The sequence below is a fragment of the Paenibacillus sp. FSL F4-0122 genome (genome assembly GCF_038002845.1).
Taxonomy (GTDB): domain Bacteria; phylum Bacillota; class Bacilli; order Paenibacillales; family Paenibacillaceae; genus Paenibacillus_AQ; species Paenibacillus_AQ odorifer.
The window spans coordinates 5,613,290-5,629,753 of sequence record NZ_JBBODI010000001.1; the positions used below are offsets into that span (position 1 = coordinate 5,613,290).

Below are 16,464 nucleotides of genomic sequence, written 5' to 3' on the forward strand. Positions count from 1 at the left end.
TTATGAATAGTAATTTAATTGTAGCCATGGAGGTGAACTCGTTGGATTTTGCTCAGATCCGTATGGACCGAGACAAAAGAACGGTCGATACTTGACTCTTTTTTTGCCATTCGGACCTGTTTAGCGGATAAGCTAAGCGGTCTTTTTATTTGTTTAAAATAAGGTGAAAAAAGGGGAGACTTACATGCGTTTTCTATTCGTGGGTGCAGGAGCTATTGGTGGTTATTTTGGAGGGCGTCTAGTTCAAAAAGGGGAAGATGTAACTTTTCTAGTCCGTTCTACTAAACAAAAGCAGTTAGAAGATGAGGGTCTGGCAATAAAAAGTGTGCATGGTGACTTTCAGACTCCCGTTCGTACGATTACATACGGGGAGAAGGCAGAGCCTTTTGACTGTATTATTATTGCAGTGAAGGCCTATCATTTGCCTCAGGTGATGATGGATCTAACCCCTTTCGTCGGTGAACATACTATGATTCTCCCGCTCCTTAATGGGTATAAACATTTTGGTATTTTGCAGCAGCATTTTGGAGCAGAAAAGGTATTGGGTGGTCTTTGTTATATCGAAACAACGTTAGATTCGAATGGAGCTATCATACAAAGTAGTTCTTTCCATAGTATTGTGTTTGGTGAATGGGCGGGTGGGGAGTCAGAACGGATGCAGAAACTTCTCAGCCATTTGGATAAAGCAGGATTCACTGTGATATTAAGTTCTGATATTCAACGCGAAGTGTGGCAGAAATATATATTCGTAGCTAGTTTAAGCGGGATTACAACTTTAATGGATAGCTCGGTTGGACCTATTTTAGCCTCACCTACAGCTCGTGCTATTTATGAGCAGCTTCTGAATGAGATCGTGAGGATAGCGCAAAGTGCAGGTATGCCTGTTGGACCAGATATGGTGTCGGTCACGATGCAAAAGATGGATTCGGTCCTGCCCGAATTCACCTCCTCTATGCATAGGGATATGCTTAAACATCTGCCAGTGGAAGCTGAGCATCTGCATGGTGCACTTTTGGCGATGGCTGTACCTGGTCAAGTTGCGTATCCCATTCTCGAAACCGCATATGCCCGTTTGAAAGTTTACGAAAGCGTTAATGATATGAGATGATCTCTATAAAATGACTGTAAGGAGCTGGACGATTATGAAGGAACTGAATCAAAAGATAATGACTTTTCTAATGTTCGAAGGGAAGGCTGAAGAAGCTATGAATTTCTATACTTCTTTATTTGATCACTCCGAAATCATCAGTATTAAACGTTATGGAGCAAATGAAGCAGGCCCTGAAGGGAGTGTCATGCAGGCTACTTTTTCATTACATGGACAAGTTTTTATGTGTATAGATAGCTACGTGAAGCATGGATTCACCTTTACTCCAGCGGTATCCTTATATGTGAATTGTGAAAGTGAAGCTGAAATTGACCGCGTTTATGAAGCATTATCCCAGGGTGGACAGGTGCTCATGCCACTAGGTGAATATCCATTCAGTTCGAAATTTGGCTGGGTGGCGGATCAATTTGGCGTGTCTTGGCAATTAAATCTTCTGGGGAATGTGTAAACGATTGATGTGTTGCACAGACAGATAATACGCTGTATCACAAGGGGCCGAGGTCGACTATAAATGACGAACTCGGCCCCTTAGTGTCAGGCAGCGGAAAGGTCTGAGGACTCTTCTGATTTTAACTCACGATTGAAGCCCGCTTATGACTAATGTTGAAATTCTCTCGGCGACTTCTTGTTGATTTATAGTATTATTTCCTGTTACCCATTGATAGACACCCTCATGGATCATTTGTGCGATGATCGGTACATAAAAGCTTTTCACGTTATCTGGGTAGAGATCTCCTAAAGCGCTAGATAAGTGAACCTTCAGCTCATTTATAATCTTCTCTTTCAATTGAGGGACAACCATCCCTATATAACTGCTGCGGCAACTTAAAAACTAAATCTTATTTGATTAGCAAGTCGCTTTAATGGCGGCTTGTTATCTATTTTCGAATACTTGTCTCCCATTAGAGTAAAGGAGGAATGTAGGGTGTCCTTTAATCCATATCAAGTATGTCCAGTGTTTGAAAGTGAAAGGTTCGTATATAGACTGGTTCAAGAATTAGATGCTGCTGATTTATTAGAATGCTATTCAGATGCTGATTCCATTCCGTTGTTCAATAGCGATAACTGTAATAACGATTTTAACTTTCAAACGATAGAAGAGATGAATCGGTGTATTCGATTTTGGCTGGATGAATATGAAGGACATGGTTACATTCGCTTTAGTATCGTAGAGAAGAATAGTGGTAAGGCTGTTGGCACTATTGAATTTTTTGCGAGAAATGAGGGCGTTGAAGGGGTAGGAGTAGTTGGTGTCCTAAGAATCGATCTGATCTCAAGGCTGGAGAATGAAGGTAACCTTAATGAGATCCTCTCTTTGATTGAGAGGGAGTTCTATGATTGTTTTGGGGTTGATGCGATGATTACGAAGGCGATTCCTAGCGCTGAGAAAAGAGTTATAGCACTATTAAATAGTGGTTATGCAAAAATTGAGGGCGATACGCTGGTGTCATTCAACGACTATTATATGATCTCGAGGGTTTCCGGTTAGGAGTCGAATCTAAAAGTACATAACTGAAAAGAGGAAGTGAACCTGAAAGGGTTTACGTCCTCTTTTTGGAAGATTGGACTTAATTACATTGCTGAACAACGGTTGTGCTTTCATTAGTAATCGTGACTTTGGAATGACCTGATAAATATTCGGTATAACCGCACACGGTTTGTTCTTTAGACTGTCCGTTAGATTTGGTGTATCGAAGATATATAGCACCTTCACCATTTAGACTCAATTTTGGTTTGAATTTTTTCTTTTGTCCTGCTTTTATTGGACTTGTATACGATTTCTTTGAATCCGAACGAATTAATCCTACTTCGATAGAGCTAATATCAACATCAGATTGATTATCTACGATGACTGAGAAGCTTTTAAACGGACTCAGAAGATTTGATATCGTCCCTACGCCAAGAACAACTCCACAAGCAATCAGAAATATCGTAATCCCTATAAAAAATCGTTTTCTCATCTTTTGTCCCCCTATATAAGTAAGACAGGGTTTACTTAAAAAATGTTACATCAAGGAGAAGTTATTTATAACAATTAATTACCAAATGTAGCGTGGACATGCATGTTATTATAAATATATTCCATATTAATGATTTGAAAAGGGGTTTTGCATTGACTACTATTCGTCATTTTGAACAAGGTGACATGCCATTACTTGGGGAACTTTATAACTCGGTATCTACAAAGGGGAATGTTGTTTTTTGGTGGGTTGGTAATGAGGAAAATTGGGAAAATGTATATTGCGCTTTCGAGGACGGTAAAATGGTGGCCAAAGGCCAAGTGAGCATCATCAATATTGTGCCGCCCGACCGTTCCAAGGATAGCAGACATTCGATCTACCTGAACTTAAAAACAATACCAGAACGTGAAAGTGATTTTGATTTATTAGAAAAAGTGTATCAGTCACTCTTATTAAGAGCCCTTGAATTAAAAGAAACTTTATCAAAGGATTACAAAACCACTCTTTGTATAGGGAACGATTCGGCAGAGGTCTTGAATACTCAATTTTTCGAAAAAGTGAAGGGCTTCTCTCATTATAATAGCTTATTTAAGATGAAACACAATCTAAGTGATGGTTTGTCCGAACCCACTCTGGCTAAGGAACTTGAATTCGCAACCTGGAATATGGAGACGCCTGAAGAAGACGAGCATTATTTGGAATTAGAAGCTGAGATTTGGCCGGAAACTCCGCTAGGGAAAGAACGGTTAGCTGAATTCAAACAAAATCCGCTCTGGACATCACTTGTTGTTCGAGAAGGGGAGAAGGTTGCGGGTAGCTTAATGGTCTGGCAGGAAGAGAAGGGCGGCTATATCGAAAATGTATTTGTACTTGAACCATGGAGAAGATCCGGAATTGCTAAGTACATGCTTTTTCAAGCATTGAACTATTTTAGAACCCACGGACTGGAAGAGGCATGCCTGATGGTGCTTACGGAAAATGATTCAGCATTACGGCTATATGAATCAGTGGGATTTATTCTAACAAATGAGGAAAGACGATATCGGATTGAGCTATAAAAGTTATTGGAGTGAAGGATTACCAAGCAAGTGCGATAGCTTTTTTATCGAGCCTAGGTTCGAAGTTAAGGTCGCACTTTATTTGGTAATCCGCTCTGTGAATCATCTGCTAAATGCTTTCATGCCTTTTGCTTTCCATCACATTTCTTACATACGTTAAGTTTTTCACCTGAAATGCCTTTCCCGAAGTACAACAGCTTAATACGTGTGCTGCCACAGATCGGACATGTTCCTCTGGCACGGGAGGGAATGCGCCAAAGTGCTTTGCCGCGTTTGTTTTTAGACATGATTTGACCCCACCTTTACTCTTAATACTCCATCTTATGACCAAGAGGAACTTAAAGTTCGAAGAGTGAAAAGAATAGAAAATCAGAAGAAAAAGGGCTGAAAAACACTCTCAAAAAACAGCGTATAACTTAAATTATACGCTGTTTTGATTTTAAGGCGTTTTTTTAGGGGGAATGGGGCACTTGGACGAGTAAAACAGGTGGATTTTAAAGGGATATTTTATAAATAACGGATGTCGATATCTTTGAATCTTCCCGATGACATTTTAGGCATTCTGAATTGCAGAGAACCTTGCTTATAAGTGCCTCTGCTTTGATCTGGAATGACGGGAACTGGCAGCTGAATAATCTCGCTATGATCTTTTCCTAAACCTGTTAATTTAATTTGTGTGCGATTGATTTGTGCCCATATACTTTCGGGGTGGATTCCGCTCGGAATACGAATTTTGGTAATCAGGTGATTATGAGTGTCGATATGCTCAAAGCTTAAACTTGAGGTTTCGTTCATAAATGAAGAGGAGGTCGCTGCAGTTGCTTCTCGGATGACTTTTTCGACATACCCGTCAATTTGGTTAGGATCCAACTTCCACTGCTCTTCAAGAGCTTTCAAGGATAACTTTTTCTTAAAAAAAGGATCTTCATTCATCCAATCTAAAGGGTTCGTCTTATTGGGACTCATAGCTCTGCGCCTCCTACGGTTTTTATCCATTGTATGGGCGTTTGACTTATTCAGTGACATCTGGGCGAATATCTACATAGAATAGCTTATCATTCCGAAAGGAGGAGTGGTTTGGTGGTTTCAATCATCGGCAATATTAAAATCAATAGCGTAGGCCCCAGCTCCACAGTCTTAGTAGGAAATACGGCATCCGTTATCCTGAGCAGCAACTCTAAAATTTATGCCGGTGCCAACTCCTTCTCCATAGGTGACTCCATAGGTACGAATATAACGAATAATGCGGCCAGCAGTACAAATACGATGGATTCAGATGTGGTGGATCAAGTATCACCTCCTTAAGGGTGGGGTTTAAATGAACATTACGGTATATCAATGCATATCGATCTATAATCTAAAAATCGGCACTATCTCTAATTCCTCGGTACTTCAGATTGGTACATCGGGACGTATCAATTCTTTGTCTCATAATTATGAGACCTCTGGAGCACCATCATCGCCTTCAACACCTCTAGCGGAAAAAATGGATTCACCCCTTGTGTCCTTGCCGCCAGCGGCAGAACTATATACACAACTGAATTAGGCTCTTTGTCCCCGCATACAATAAACCATAGGAGGGGGTTGTATGCATCCGTATTATGCTCAGCAGGTTTTTAATACACTAAGATTGCAAGCGGAGAAGATCCAACAGCTAGAGAAGCAACTTCGAGATTTGCAAGGCGATGTAGATAGCATAAAGAACAATAAATCTGCAAGTATAGGTCCTATTAATTATCATTTTGAACAATTAAAAATCGAAAAGCTGGAAGGCACTTTAAATATAGGCATTACACCGAATGAGGGGAACAATCTGGATGAAGCGATGATCAACGGTAAACCTATTGGAGAGCAGGAGGTAGGTACAACTGCCTTATCGGATCAGATTCGCCCACAGATTCTGAAGTATGTGCAAGAAGAGGTTCCCTCGCAATTTTCACGTTTAGAAAAAGAGAAGAATTTAAGCATTGATGAGCAATATATCCAAATGGTGACTCAGGATCTGCTGAATCAGATGGATGGACGGATTAACGAGTATGTAAGCCAACTCCCAGCCACAGAAGAAGGGCGTGGATACACTGATGAGGAATGCGCTTCTATTGTAGAGCAAATCAAACGAGATATCGTTATGGCAGTAGAGCGGCATTTGGAAATAAATATAACCGGAAGGCGGGAGACGAATGAAGATAACGGTGATCAATAGAGATATTAGTGTCAATACAGTGAAAGTCGTTTCGATCTCGGGTTCATCAGTATTTTTAGTAGGGGATACTCAATCCATTCATTGCTCCTCGGCGTTTGACAGCGTAATAGAATATACTCACAGCGCTCCAGATCAAGTCAAAAAAGGCAGTTAACCTATGCACACCTCACGCATACAAGATGTCTATATCAACAATCTGTCTGACAGTTCTATTTTTATATGTGGATCTGTAGGCCGGGTTCAATCTAAATTCCTGGGAAGCAAGGAGAATTACCTTTTTAACATAAAGGAGATTAATAATCGCACGAAAGATACTACACTTATAGACATTCCTATCCCTGTATGGACAAACCAAGGGAATGAAGTGGATGAATTTGTGATATTAAAGGATTCCGCGGAATCAACAATTAATATACAATATATCAAAATTCTATCGATTGGGTCTGGCACGACCTTCCAGATTGGAAACAGCGGGTCAGTTCATCTGGAGAGTCGAACCATTGAGTTTAAACGAGAAGTGGCTGCAAAAGATAAGGAGTAACAACAACTATTTTAATTCTTTTGGCAGAGAAATTGCGAATATATTGTGCTCCGTCTGGATGTAGAGAATACCATTCGCACTGAATAGTTTGCCGTATTGTTGTGCTCCAGTTTTTACTTTGCCAAGCGCTTTTCCTGTTTCTGCATTTATGATAAAGAAATATCCGTTCTCATAGCCGGCGTATAGCCCCTTACCCATAGATTGAACGCTTAACGCAGGACTGTCCGGCCCGTTGAAGTTAATAATGCGATTATCGTTCATTTGAACGGCAGTGATCTGTGCATCCTTTTGGAAAAAAGCCATGTTATTTACTGGACCAGCCACCCAATTTCCGTACTCCTCATAACTTTTGGGTTCACTCGCTGTTTCTTGACCTAAGGTAAAGCGGTATAGTGGATGCCCCCCCCATTGGTCTAAACCTCCATCGACTGTATATAGATACGAGCCTTGAAGTGATGTAAAATAATTACCGAGTCTACTGACATCTTCGAGCGGTTTATAGTTCTTTTTGGTCTTCGCTTTTCCAGTTTTAACATCAACATGTACCAAGGTCAACTGATAGCCTTTAAGAGGCTCGTTAGAGGCATTATTTGCAGCATTTGCTTGTTCGCGGAGTAATAATTCACCATCCCGGTAAGCAACAAAGCTATAAAATCCCTGAATTCTCCATAACCTCTTGCCTGTAGCCGGATCGAGCCCGAAAAACTGTGTACGCCTATTATCAACAGTACTGGATACTACCAATACCCCGTTATATAGGCCGTCGATACTTCCTACATACATAGGGATGTCTTTATTCTCCCAGATTTTTTTACCAGTAACCGGGTGATAAGCTGCAATTCCACCATGCTCGTTCCGGAAGTACAACACTCCGTTAACTAACTCCGCGAAAGCACCGATTTCAATCGGATCTTTGGCAGCCTTAACCTTCCAAAGCAATTTCCCCGTTTGGGCATTAACTTTTACAAGATAACCCTCATAAGTGATAAAGAAAACCGAGTTATTCGTTATAATCTCAGGATTTGTTCCGTTTTTGTAGGACCATTTAACTTTGCCTGTACTGAGATCGGCGGCCTTTAGTGTCCCGCCTGATGAATAATAGAATAATCCATTTGCAGTAGGGGCCTGTTGGCTATAAATCCCTTGACCATCTGCCTTGTCGTGCCATAAGGGTTTAATTGTGGTGATAGAGTCGACGGTTGTTGAAGAGGAGGCAGGGGTTGTTACTGCTGCTTGAGCACCAGGCAAATATACACCAGATACGAGCAAGGAGGAAGATATAACGGTCTTTAGGATAAACGGTACATATTTCACGATTTTAGCTCCTTATAGATCATTTATAATATATTGACGCAGGGAATGGATATTTGTTTCTCAATTGTAAAAATACACTTGTTAACATAATAAATATTATGTTAACAAGAAAAGACGAATCAGTTTCGCACACAATTCTTGTGAGAACCAATTCGCCTAGTAAAAGAATATGTCAACAGTTGATTTGTTTAGAAACCTTCACGAAGCCATGTAGTCGCTAACTTGATAGCTCCTTTTTTAGCATGAGTCTCGGCTAAAGGATTCAGCATGACAAAATCATGAATGATGCCTTGGAAGCGGACAGCCGTAACATTCACGCCAGCTTCCCGCAATTTGGCGGCATAAGCTTCACCTTCATCCCGTAGCACATCTGCTTCACCAGTAATAACCAGTGCATCTGGTAAATCCCGTAGCTGCTCTAGGTTAGCCCGAAGAGGAGAGGCAGTGATTTGATTTCGTTCCTCAGGGTCAGTGGTATACTGATCCCAGAACCATTTCATGCCGTCCCGCTGCAAGAAATAACCTTCGGCGAACTCATGATAGGATTCAGTATCAAACGAGGCATCCGTTACCGGATAGAATAGTAGTTGTTTCGCTATCTTCGGTCCACTCCGTTCTTTCGCCATGAGAGTAATAGCAGCTGCCATATTCCCACCGACGCTGTCTCCGGCTATAGAAAGCTTGCTAGTATCTAATCCGTGCTCGCTTCCTTTTTCAGCTGTCCACTGGAGTACAGCGTAGATTTCTTCAATAGCTGTAGGATATTTAGCTTCTGGGGAGAGGCTGTAATTTGGGAAAACAATAGCGGCCTCCGCTCCGACAGCTAGTTCACGGATCAAGCGATCATGGGTATGGGCATTCCCAAACACCCAGCCTGCGCCATGAATGTACAGGATAACAGGCAACGATGCTGATGAGGAGCTTGGGGGACGAACGATTCGTATGGAAACATCACCGTTAGGTCCACCTGGCACCATTAGATCTTCAATATCAACTTCCGGTTTATATATATCACTGGATTGTACGCTATCTACCGTTTCACGACCTTTTTCTGGCCCAAGGTCAGGTAGAAAGGGAGGTTTCGCATTATCATCGGCAAATTTTTGAGCTGCTGGCTCAAGAATGATCTTAGTTTTGTTTGGCATGATTTATCGTCTCCTTTGACTGGTCATAGTCTAGTATACCCTCTTCATTCCATAACCATCTAAGCAGCTGCTGAAACGAATGCCAGTTTACGACTAGTTAGAGATTTGACACTATTTGCACATTTATCGCCTATTGAGCACGGTTTCGGACACCAGTGTAACTATTCCTTTGGGAGAGGTTCAAACGCAGTTAGAGCCTTACAACACCTTTTGTTGTTTCTCATGCATTCCACGACTAATTTCCTCAGTGACACTTATCCTCTGTTTACTTTTATTACGGATAATCCAAACGAACACCAAAGTGATGAGCAGCGGATAGCCTATCGCCCAACCCGTAAAAGGAAACACAGCAGCTGTTGCTAAAAAAGAAATCCAGCTTATCGTCACACCTAAGCGACTTCCTTTGAGCAGGCGTATCCCTGCGGCACAACCTCCGATATAGGTTAGGATAAAAGTAGCGTTCGGAAACTGGATCAGAGTGGTGATGGAGATGGACCCGCTGCCATACAGTGTCATCACTGTTACAAAACAGAGCAGAAGAAAAGCTATGCCACCGATAGGGGTATGGTATAGTTTGGATATTTTACCCATCCATTTCGGTGCGGAGCCTTGGCGCGATAAAGCATAAGCCACACGTGAGGCAGCTCCTGCATAGGCAATAATTGTGGCTGTACAGATGAACAGACCGGTAAGTCCGGCGATAAATCCTCCCCAGCGCCCAAGAGGCTGACTAATAATCCAGACGAGTGATGTGCTTGCTCCACCTTTGAGGTAGCTTTGTGTACCAACAGTTGCTAGTGCGGAGAGAAAATATAGAATCCCTACTATAATAGCGGCGATGGTGACCCCTTTAACGGCGGCACGCTGTGGGTCCTTGAACTCCTCAGATAGGTGTGAGACAGCTTCCCAGCCAATAAAACACCAGAATAAGATTGCTGCAGCCTGGCCAATGCTCATCCATCCATGTGGAACAAAGGGAGTGAAGTGTTCGACTTCCATGCGGGGCAGTGCAGTAGCAAAGGAGAAGACCAGCACAGCAACAATCGCTATTACTACCGCTATCTGTACCTTTCCAGCGACCTGCATGCCAATCCAGTTCGTAATCAGACCAATGACCAGCATAATAGCGGCGATAGTAATTCTCGCAGATTCGTCCCAGCCCATAGCGGCTGTCATATAACCCGCTCCAGTCAGTGCAGCAACAGGTGCACCAATCGGAACGGACATCAGAAAAAACCATCCCACCAGTGAGCCAGCTTTTGGACCAAAAGCAAGCGTTACAAAATGGGACACGCCTCCAGCGTTAGGGAATTTAGCAGAGAGCAGACCCATTGATAAGGCCATCGGCAAAATCAGCAACGACATAAATCCCCACGCCAGTAATGAAGCGGATTCCTTCATGTTTTTTTATCCTGCTTTCCTTGTCTTTTTTTCTAGAGTAGCAGATAATAGATCCATTGGAAAAACAGAATTTTTGAATAGTATCCATTCGATATTCCGATGGTTCATTTTCATTTAGGGGGAAATTCATGGAGTCACGTCATCTTTTTACCTTCTTAGTGGTAGTGGAGACGGGCAGTTTTACTAGAGCAGCACAGAAGCTCGATTATGCACAGTCCAGTATTACTGCACAAATCCAAGCATTAGAGTCTGAAATTGGCCAGCCATTATTTGATCGGATCAGTAAAAAGATTATTCTAACCGACGCAGGCCGTCGTTTGCTTCCGTTCGCACAGGAAATATCCAGAATGCACAATTTAGCACAGGACGCGTTACGCTCGGATAGTGAACTAACGGGTTCTTTGCGGATTGGGGCTCCTGAATCTCTGGCTGCTTTTCGCTTACCAGGCATTATTAAGGAGTTTCGTGCTAAATATCCGCAGGTGCAAATTATTCTGAAGCCTGGAGCTTGCTGGGAACTATCAGATTTTGTCCGTTCGGGTGAACTGGATTTAGCGTTCTTATTGCAACCTGAGACGGAAGATAAAGATTTAAATATAGAAACATTAGTACATGAGCCGATGACGCTGATCGCAGCGCCAGATCATCCCTTATTAAACCTTGCTGAGGTAGAACCCCTTCATTTAAAAGGAGTGACCATACTTCATACCGAAACTGGCTGTTCCTACCGGACTTTATTTGAACGGCATTTGAACAGTTACGGTGTATTTCCTGACCCCACGTTAGAGTTTTGGAGTATCGAGGCGATAAAGCAATGTGTAATGGCTGATCTTGGCATTGCCTTTCTTCCATTAATTACTGTAAAAAATGAACTGGCTGAAGGCAAACTTGCCAGATTAAATTGGAATGATGATTCACAGCGTGTGGCGACGCAGATCGCCTATCATCATAAAAAATGGAAATCGCCCGTGCTTACGGAGTTCTTACTTGCAATAAAAAAACATGCTGAGCAATGGAGAAGTCTAATATAGATCAACATTAACAAGGAGGCTCTAAGGCATGAATGAGTGGTGTGAAGACTACGAAGAAGGGCTGGAGGCCTTTCTCATCTGGATGAAGGATGCCGGGTACACTCCCTATACGCAAAAATCCTATTTAGTAGATGTGAAACAGTTTTTAGACAGTCTGAATGGTAAAAAGCTTGAGACAGTGAAGAAGCTGCATGTCATTTCCTTTTTGACCTCTGTCCGCGAACGTGGAGTGAGTGATGCCACTCGTAACCGGAAGCATGCTGCGATTAACTGTTTTTTCAAGTCATTGATCGAGCTGGAACTACTACAGAACAACCCGGCAGCCGGAATTAAGAAATCCAAAACGGAGATCAATCGTGAGCCGGTTTACTTAGATGAAAGTGATCTGGGGCGGTTTTTATCTTCTATAGATGGTAAATACAAAAAGCGTAATTTAGCAGTTTTTTTGTTGATGTCCTATATGGGGCTTCGGGTGGGGGAAGTCCACACGCTGAATTTGAGTGATTATAATGTAGAAAGACATTCCCTCCGTGTGTTTGGGAAGGGGCGTAAATGGCGTAATGTGCCGGTTCCCGAGGATGTAGTGCCTTTTCTCGACTCCGCGTTAGCAGAAAGGTTAGACCCTTGGCGCAGTAAAGAGGAAGCGATGTTCATTTCACAAAAAGGACGCAGGTTGTCTATCCGAGGCATTCAGCAAATCGCAGCAGATACCTTCGATCGTTTCCAAAGGGATGTGCCAGCAGCACAGCGACGCCCGTATTCAAGCCATAAGCTCCGACATTCTTTTGCAACCATGCTGCTGAGAAAAGGGGCAGATCTGCGTACCGTACAGGAACTGCTAGGTCACTCCTCGATCCAGACTACAACCGTATACACACATATCACGAGTCGTGAGAAGGAAGAGGCCATGTCTAAATTACAAATCCAGCTGTGATTGAAAAGAAAGCAACCTCCTTAGAAAATCGATAACAAAAAATAACTTGTTATTATAACGGTATTGATTTATTCTAACAGTTATTAAGAGTTTTATAGGAGGTCCTAATCGTGAAGAATGTTTTTCTAAAAGGGATGACTTATGGCTGGGGATCAAAACGAGGTGAATACCGTACAGAATATGCAGAAGATTCGATGAGAAAGCTGGCAGAGACAGGTAGTGAATGGATTGCCTTATCTTTTTGGACATGGCAAGACACTGTGCATTCAACAGAAATTCATTATGATTACGGTTACACGGTGACTGATCGTGATCTCACACATGCGGTACAACTGGCAAAACAGCTTGGTCTTAAAGTTTGTCTTAAACCTGTAGTGAATTCGAGGGATGGCATTTGGAGAGCTAGGATTGGATTTCCGGAAGAGGGAGATGTTTATTGGGCAGCATGGTTCCGTTCTTATACTAATTTCATTAAACACTACGCAGAGTTGGCGGAAGAACTTGAATGTGAGATGTTCTGTATCGGCTGCGAAATGGTCGGCACAGAGTCTAGAACTGCGGAATGGAGACAATTGATTCAAGAGGTCACCAATCTTTATACAGGGCCGATCATTTATAATGCCAATCATGGCAAAGAAGAAGGAATCGAGTGGCTGGATGAGGTGGATTTTATCGGAACCAGCGCTTATTATCCGGTAGCTTCAGTGCCGGGAGATTCTTATGAGAATATGCTGGCTGGTTGGGAGCGGCAGAAACCGCGGCTTAAGTCACTCTCTGAGCGATTTGGCAAGCCTCTCGTATTCATCGAGATTGGCTGCCGAAGTGCTCATGGGTGTGCCACCATGCCATGGGACTTTACATACACAGACTTACCATATTCAGAAGATGAACAGGCCAACTTCTATCGCTCAGCGCTGGAAGCATTCTGGAATGAACCTTGGTTTGCCGGTTACTTCTGGTGGGATTGGAGCACGAAATTGTATGACTTAGAAGAGGCTTCCATTGACCGTGGTTTTGATATTTATGGCAAAAAAGCCGAACAAGTTCTCAAAGAATACTATAAGCAAACTATCACTAAATAAATTGATAAAAAAGATCCGGAATTTCAGGTGAGCCTGGCCTGCTAAAGGATCTTTTTGTCATTGGCAGGCTAAGTTAATTCGTGTTATATTAAAAACCGTCCTTTTCATAGTGGAGGCAACGCTCCACATATAAAAAGGACGGTTTCTTGTGTCTTTTGTAGTCAAAAAGGGCTGTTTCCAGCCAGATTCGCTTACAATTCTAGCTTAGCTATTTCTGCTTTTAGCTTCTCAGCGGATTTCTGGAATAAAGCCTGTTCGGTTTCATTGAGTGGGAGGTCCAGTACCTGTCGAACACCCGAGCGATCTACTACGCAAGGTGCACCGAGATAGACATCCGAAACCCCGTTATAGTTATTTAATAAAGTAGAAACATTCAACACGGCGCCTTCATTATGAAGAATGGAGACTACAATTCGGTCCAGTGCAAGCGCTATTGCATAAGAGGTTGAGCCTTTGGCATCAATTATTTCATAGGCTGCATTCTTGGTATCTTGGAAGATTTCTTCGCGTTCTGCTTCGTCAAAACCAAGATCAATCCCAGCTACATTCGCAAGACTCCAAACCGGAAGCTCTGAATCTCCATGTTCACCGATGATCTGTCCGTGAATACTGCGAGGATCGATTTCTTTGTGAAGACCGATCAAATAGCGAAAACGAGCACTATCAAGTACCGTACCAGAACCAATTACACGTCTGCGGTCAAACCCGCTTATTTTCAAAGTCGCGTAAGACAGAATATCTACAGGGTTAGTCGCAATAAGTAGAATGGCATGTTGGTTATACTTTGTAATTTTTTCAATGATATCTTTAAAAATTGAAATATTTTTACGAAGCAGATCTATCCGGGTTTCTCCCGGTTTTTGTGATGCACCGGCAGTTACTATAATGATATCTGCTTCACGGCAGTCTTCATAAGTACCAGCCCATAACTTCACACCACCGACAAAAGGCATGCCGTGATTCATATCCAGTGCTTCGCCAAGTGCTTTCTGATGATTAACGTCAATAAGTACGAGTTCGGGCATACGTCTACGTAACAATAATGTATAGGCTGTAGTTGTACCAACTGCTCCAGTACCGATAACTACGACCCGATTGGGTTTTGGGGGGGCCATGTCTCCATCTCCTTAATATTTCAAATTTTTGGTTTCAATCTTGTCCATCATAATCGTTAACGGTAGTGTTTTCAAGCTGATCTTATTTAATGCATTACCCTAATTAAGGCCATACTAAAATGTGATTTTTATTTCATTATCTTAGCAAGACTAGACAGGAGAGAATGTAAGGATGGATTTATTTCGTAAAAAGGCTCTAAACATACCCACAAGTTCTGAGGGGACGCAGTTAAACAAGACGTTGGGTGCCCTGGATCTAACAATGCTTGGGGTAGGAGCCATTATCGGCACAGGTATTTTTGTAATGACAGGAGTTGCCGCAGCAGAACATGCAGGTCCTGGTCTTATAATTTCTTTTTTACTGGCGGCGTTTGCCTGTGTGCTCTCGGCATTATGTTATTCGGAATTTGCTTCGACCATTCCTGTTTCCGGGAGTGCTTATGCTTATAGTTATGTAGCCTTTGGAGAACTATTAGCTTGGATCTTAGGCTGGGATCTCGTCTTGGAATACGGAGTTGCCGCAGCGGCTGTAAGCAGTGGCTGGTCAGGGTATTTTCAGGGGTTATTAGAGGGCTTTGGGATACATCTCCCAACCGCACTATCGGGGGCTTATAATCCGGAAGCGGGTACAATAATAAATCTGCCTGCAGTAATCATCATTTTGTTAATTTCCTATTTACTGACTCGGGGAACGAAAGAAACGGCACGTTTTAACGCCATCATGGTCTTTATCAAAATAGCAGTGGTGCTTCTATTTATCGTAACTGGATTTTTCTATGTGAAGCCAGAGAATTGGACTCCATTTCTCCCCTTTGGGTACCATGGCGTGATCAATGGCGCGGCCACAGTGTTTTTTGCCTACATAGGTTTTGATGCGCTAGCAACCGCTGCAGAAGAGGTGAAAAGACCCCAACGCGATTTGCCGATTGGAATTATTTCATCCCTTGCTATCTGCACTGTCTTGTACGTTCTTGTCTCACTCGTATTAACAGGTATTGTTCCATATACTGATCTCAATGTTAGTGATCCTGTATCTTATGCGCTTCGCTTTGTAAATCAGGATATGATTGCCGGTCTGATCTCTGTTGGAGCCATCGCGGGAATGACTACAGTACTCCTCGTGATGTTATTCGGTCAAACCCGGCTGTTATTTGCCATCTCACGTGATGGCCTACTGCCAATAAGTTTATCTAAGATTAATGCTAAAACACAGGTACCTGTACGAAGCACATGGATGGTAGGCATCTTAATAGCCGTGTTAACGGGTTTCATCCCACTGGACCGGTTGGCAAATCTGACAAGCATAGGAACATTGTTTGCCTTTTTTGTAGTGTCTTTAGGGGTAATCGCGCTTAGATATATTCATCCGGATTTAAAAAGAGGGTTCAGAGTTCCATGGGTACCTTTCATTCCGCTGTTAAGTGCGGCAACTTGTGGTATTTTGATGTATAATCTAGGAAGTGAGACATGGATTGGTTTTCTAATTTGGACAGTTGTTGGACTTCTAATCTATGCACTATACGGCTATCGTAATAGTAATTTGAATCATAAATAAGATTCAATCCATCCGA

At 42.4% G+C, this 16,464-nt stretch carries 20 protein-coding genes; 13 read left to right on the top strand and 7 right to left on the bottom strand.

All coding sequences use genetic code 11. The annotated features are described in order from the left end of the window. Positions 1-184 precede the first annotated feature (184 nt). The 3 genes from MHH49_RS24505 to MHH49_RS24515 all read left to right on the top strand — a co-directional run bounded on the left by MHH49_RS24505 (position 185) and on the right by MHH49_RS24515 (position 2,597). Complete coding sequence (locus tag MHH49_RS24505; protein ID WP_076317301.1) at positions 185-1,108, top strand: ketopantoate reductase family protein; 924 nt, start codon at positions 185-187, stop codon at positions 1,106-1,108. A 34-nt stretch (positions 1,109-1,142) separates the two neighbouring features. Continuing rightward, on the top strand, positions 1,143-1,556 hold the full coding sequence (locus tag MHH49_RS24510) for a VOC family protein (protein WP_038571468.1): 414 nt from the start codon (positions 1,143-1,145) through the stop codon (positions 1,554-1,556). Positions 1,557-2,033: 477 nt separating this feature from the next. After that, the gene (locus tag MHH49_RS24515) at positions 2,034-2,597 is read left to right on the top strand and encodes a hypothetical protein (protein ID WP_341138562.1); all 564 of its coding nucleotides are present in this window, start codon (positions 2,034-2,036) and stop codon (positions 2,595-2,597) included. A gap of 79 nt (positions 2,598-2,676) precedes the next feature. On the opposite strand, the gene MHH49_RS24520 is transcribed toward MHH49_RS24515, so the two are convergent. Beyond that, the gene (locus MHH49_RS24520) at positions 2,677-3,069 is read right to left on the bottom strand and encodes a hypothetical protein (protein ID WP_076317304.1); all 393 of its coding nucleotides are present in this window, start codon (positions 3,067-3,069) and stop codon (positions 2,677-2,679) included. Between the two features lie 152 nt (positions 3,070-3,221). Here MHH49_RS24520 and MHH49_RS24525 point away from each other — a divergent pair, with 152 nt between their 5' ends. Continuing rightward, positions 3,222-4,127, top strand: a complete 906-nt coding sequence (locus MHH49_RS24525) for a GNAT family N-acetyltransferase (RefSeq protein ID WP_411830560.1) — start codon at positions 3,222-3,224, stop codon at positions 4,125-4,127. Between the two features lie 119 nt (positions 4,128-4,246). On the opposite strand, the gene MHH49_RS24530 is transcribed toward MHH49_RS24525, so the two are convergent. Together MHH49_RS24530 and MHH49_RS24535 are read right to left on the bottom strand one after the other, a co-directional pair. Beyond that, positions 4,247-4,414: a hypothetical protein gene (locus tag MHH49_RS24530; RefSeq protein ID WP_169744777.1), complete on the bottom strand. Its 168-nt coding sequence runs from the start codon at positions 4,412-4,414 to the stop codon at positions 4,247-4,249. 220 nt (positions 4,415-4,634) lie between these two features. After that, positions 4,635-5,093 carry an Hsp20/alpha crystallin family protein gene (locus MHH49_RS24535; protein ID WP_076099079.1) on the bottom strand — a complete coding sequence of 153 codons (459 nt, stop codon included), beginning with the start codon at positions 5,091-5,093 and terminating at the stop codon, positions 4,635-4,637. Between the two features lie 114 nt (positions 5,094-5,207). On the opposite strand from MHH49_RS24535, the gene MHH49_RS24540 reads away from it, so the two are divergent. The 5 genes from MHH49_RS24540 to MHH49_RS24560 are packed head-to-tail and all read left to right on the top strand — an operon-like array spanning position 5,208 to position 6,871. Then, the gene (locus MHH49_RS24540; protein ID WP_036687577.1) at positions 5,208-5,432 is read left to right on the top strand and encodes a spore germination protein; all 225 of its coding nucleotides are present in this window, start codon (positions 5,208-5,210) and stop codon (positions 5,430-5,432) included. A 13-nt stretch (positions 5,433-5,445) separates the two neighbouring features. Further along, positions 5,446-5,673, top strand: a complete 228-nt coding sequence (locus tag MHH49_RS24545; RefSeq protein WP_341138563.1) for a spore germination protein GerPB — start codon at positions 5,446-5,448, stop codon at positions 5,671-5,673. A gap of 42 nt (positions 5,674-5,715) precedes the next feature. After that, on the top strand, positions 5,716-6,330 hold the full coding sequence (gene gerPC / locus MHH49_RS24550) for a spore germination protein GerPC (protein WP_036687573.1): 615 nt from the start codon (positions 5,716-5,718) through the stop codon (positions 6,328-6,330). Then, entirely contained in the window at positions 6,308-6,484 is a 177-nt protein-coding gene (locus MHH49_RS24555; RefSeq protein WP_341138564.1) for a spore gernimation protein GerPD, read from the top strand. The genes gerPC and MHH49_RS24555 overlap by 23 nt, the downstream gene beginning before the upstream one ends. A 3-nt stretch (positions 6,485-6,487) precedes the next feature. After that, positions 6,488-6,871, top strand: a complete 384-nt coding sequence (locus MHH49_RS24560; RefSeq protein ID WP_036687572.1) for a spore germination protein GerPE — start codon at positions 6,488-6,490, stop codon at positions 6,869-6,871. A gap of 6 nt (positions 6,872-6,877) precedes the next feature. On the opposite strand, the gene MHH49_RS24565 is transcribed toward MHH49_RS24560, so the two are convergent. From MHH49_RS24565 to MHH49_RS24575, 3 genes are all read right to left on the bottom strand, one after another. Next, entirely contained in the window at positions 6,878-8,185 is a 1,308-nt protein-coding gene (locus MHH49_RS24565) for an outer membrane protein assembly factor BamB family protein (protein ID WP_341138565.1), read from the bottom strand. Positions 8,186-8,373: 188 nt separating this feature from the next. After that, complete coding sequence (locus tag MHH49_RS24570; protein WP_339825579.1) at positions 8,374-9,330, bottom strand: alpha/beta hydrolase; 957 nt, start codon at positions 9,328-9,330, stop codon at positions 8,374-8,376. A 198-nt stretch (positions 9,331-9,528) separates the two neighbouring features. Further along, positions 9,529-10,731, bottom strand: coding sequence for an APC family permease (locus MHH49_RS24575; RefSeq protein WP_341138566.1), 1,203 nt, complete (start codon positions 10,729-10,731; stop codon positions 9,529-9,531). 128 nt (positions 10,732-10,859) lie between these two features. Here MHH49_RS24575 and MHH49_RS24580 point away from each other — a divergent pair, with 128 nt between their 5' ends. From MHH49_RS24580 to MHH49_RS24590, 3 genes are all read left to right on the top strand, one after another. After that, entirely contained in the window at positions 10,860-11,762 is a 903-nt protein-coding gene (locus tag MHH49_RS24580; RefSeq protein WP_341138567.1) for a LysR family transcriptional regulator, read from the top strand. Positions 11,763-11,790: 28 nt separating this feature from the next. Continuing rightward, a complete protein-coding gene (locus MHH49_RS24585) occupies positions 11,791-12,696 on the top strand; it encodes a tyrosine-type recombinase/integrase (protein WP_038571448.1) in 906 nt (301 codons plus the stop codon). Positions 12,697-12,806: 110 nt separating this feature from the next. Next, a complete protein-coding gene (locus MHH49_RS24590; RefSeq protein WP_249267770.1) occupies positions 12,807-13,778 on the top strand; it encodes a glycoside hydrolase family 113 in 972 nt (323 codons plus the stop codon). A gap of 191 nt (positions 13,779-13,969) precedes the next feature. On the opposite strand, the gene MHH49_RS24595 is transcribed toward MHH49_RS24590, so the two are convergent. Then, positions 13,970-14,893, bottom strand: a complete 924-nt coding sequence (locus tag MHH49_RS24595; RefSeq protein WP_036687562.1) for an L-lactate dehydrogenase — start codon at positions 14,891-14,893, stop codon at positions 13,970-13,972. A 172-nt stretch (positions 14,894-15,065) separates the two neighbouring features. Here MHH49_RS24595 and MHH49_RS24600 point away from each other — a divergent pair, with 172 nt between their 5' ends. After that, positions 15,066-16,448 (top strand): amino acid permease, encoded by a 1,383-nt coding sequence (locus MHH49_RS24600; RefSeq protein WP_036687561.1) that lies wholly within the window; start codon positions 15,066-15,068, stop codon positions 16,446-16,448. The last annotated feature ends 16 nt before the right edge of the window (positions 16,449-16,464 follow it).

Excerpts from the sequence above, each read along its gene's own strand:
- MHH49_RS24535 (WP_076099079.1), bottom strand. The coding sequence starts at position 5,093 with ATGAGTCCCAATAAGACGAACCCTTTAGATTGGATGAATGAAGATCCT.
- MHH49_RS24555 (WP_341138564.1), top strand. The coding sequence starts at position 6,308 with ATGAAGATAACGGTGATCAATAGAGATATTAGTGTCAATACAGTGAAA.
- MHH49_RS24575 (WP_341138566.1), bottom strand. The coding sequence starts at position 10,731 with ATGAAGGAATCCGCTTCATTACTGGCGTGGGGATTTATGTCGTTGCTG.
- MHH49_RS24530 (WP_169744777.1), bottom strand. The coding sequence starts at position 4,414 with ATGTCTAAAAACAAACGCGGCAAAGCACTTTGGCGCATTCCCTCCCGT.
- MHH49_RS24570 (WP_339825579.1), bottom strand. The coding sequence starts at position 9,330 with ATGCCAAACAAAACTAAGATCATTCTTGAGCCAGCAGCTCAAAAATTT.
- MHH49_RS24505 (WP_076317301.1), top strand. The coding sequence starts at position 185 with ATGCGTTTTCTATTCGTGGGTGCAGGAGCTATTGGTGGTTATTTTGGA.
- MHH49_RS24595 (WP_036687562.1), bottom strand. The coding sequence starts at position 14,893 with ATGGCCCCCCCAAAACCCAATCGGGTCGTAGTTATCGGTACTGGAGCA.
- MHH49_RS24520 (WP_076317304.1), bottom strand. The coding sequence starts at position 3,069 with ATGAGAAAACGATTTTTTATAGGGATTACGATATTTCTGATTGCTTGT.
- MHH49_RS24580 (WP_341138567.1), top strand. The coding sequence starts at position 10,860 with ATGGAGTCACGTCATCTTTTTACCTTCTTAGTGGTAGTGGAGACGGGC.
- MHH49_RS24585 (WP_038571448.1), top strand. The coding sequence starts at position 11,791 with ATGAATGAGTGGTGTGAAGACTACGAAGAAGGGCTGGAGGCCTTTCTC.
- MHH49_RS24545 (WP_341138563.1), top strand. The coding sequence starts at position 5,446 with ATGAACATTACGGTATATCAATGCATATCGATCTATAATCTAAAAATC.
- MHH49_RS24600 (WP_036687561.1), top strand. The coding sequence starts at position 15,066 with ATGGATTTATTTCGTAAAAAGGCTCTAAACATACCCACAAGTTCTGAG.
- gerPC (WP_036687573.1), top strand. The coding sequence starts at position 5,716 with ATGCATCCGTATTATGCTCAGCAGGTTTTTAATACACTAAGATTGCAA.
- MHH49_RS24510 (WP_038571468.1), top strand. The coding sequence starts at position 1,143 with ATGAAGGAACTGAATCAAAAGATAATGACTTTTCTAATGTTCGAAGGG.
- MHH49_RS24560 (WP_036687572.1), top strand. The coding sequence starts at position 6,488 with ATGCACACCTCACGCATACAAGATGTCTATATCAACAATCTGTCTGAC.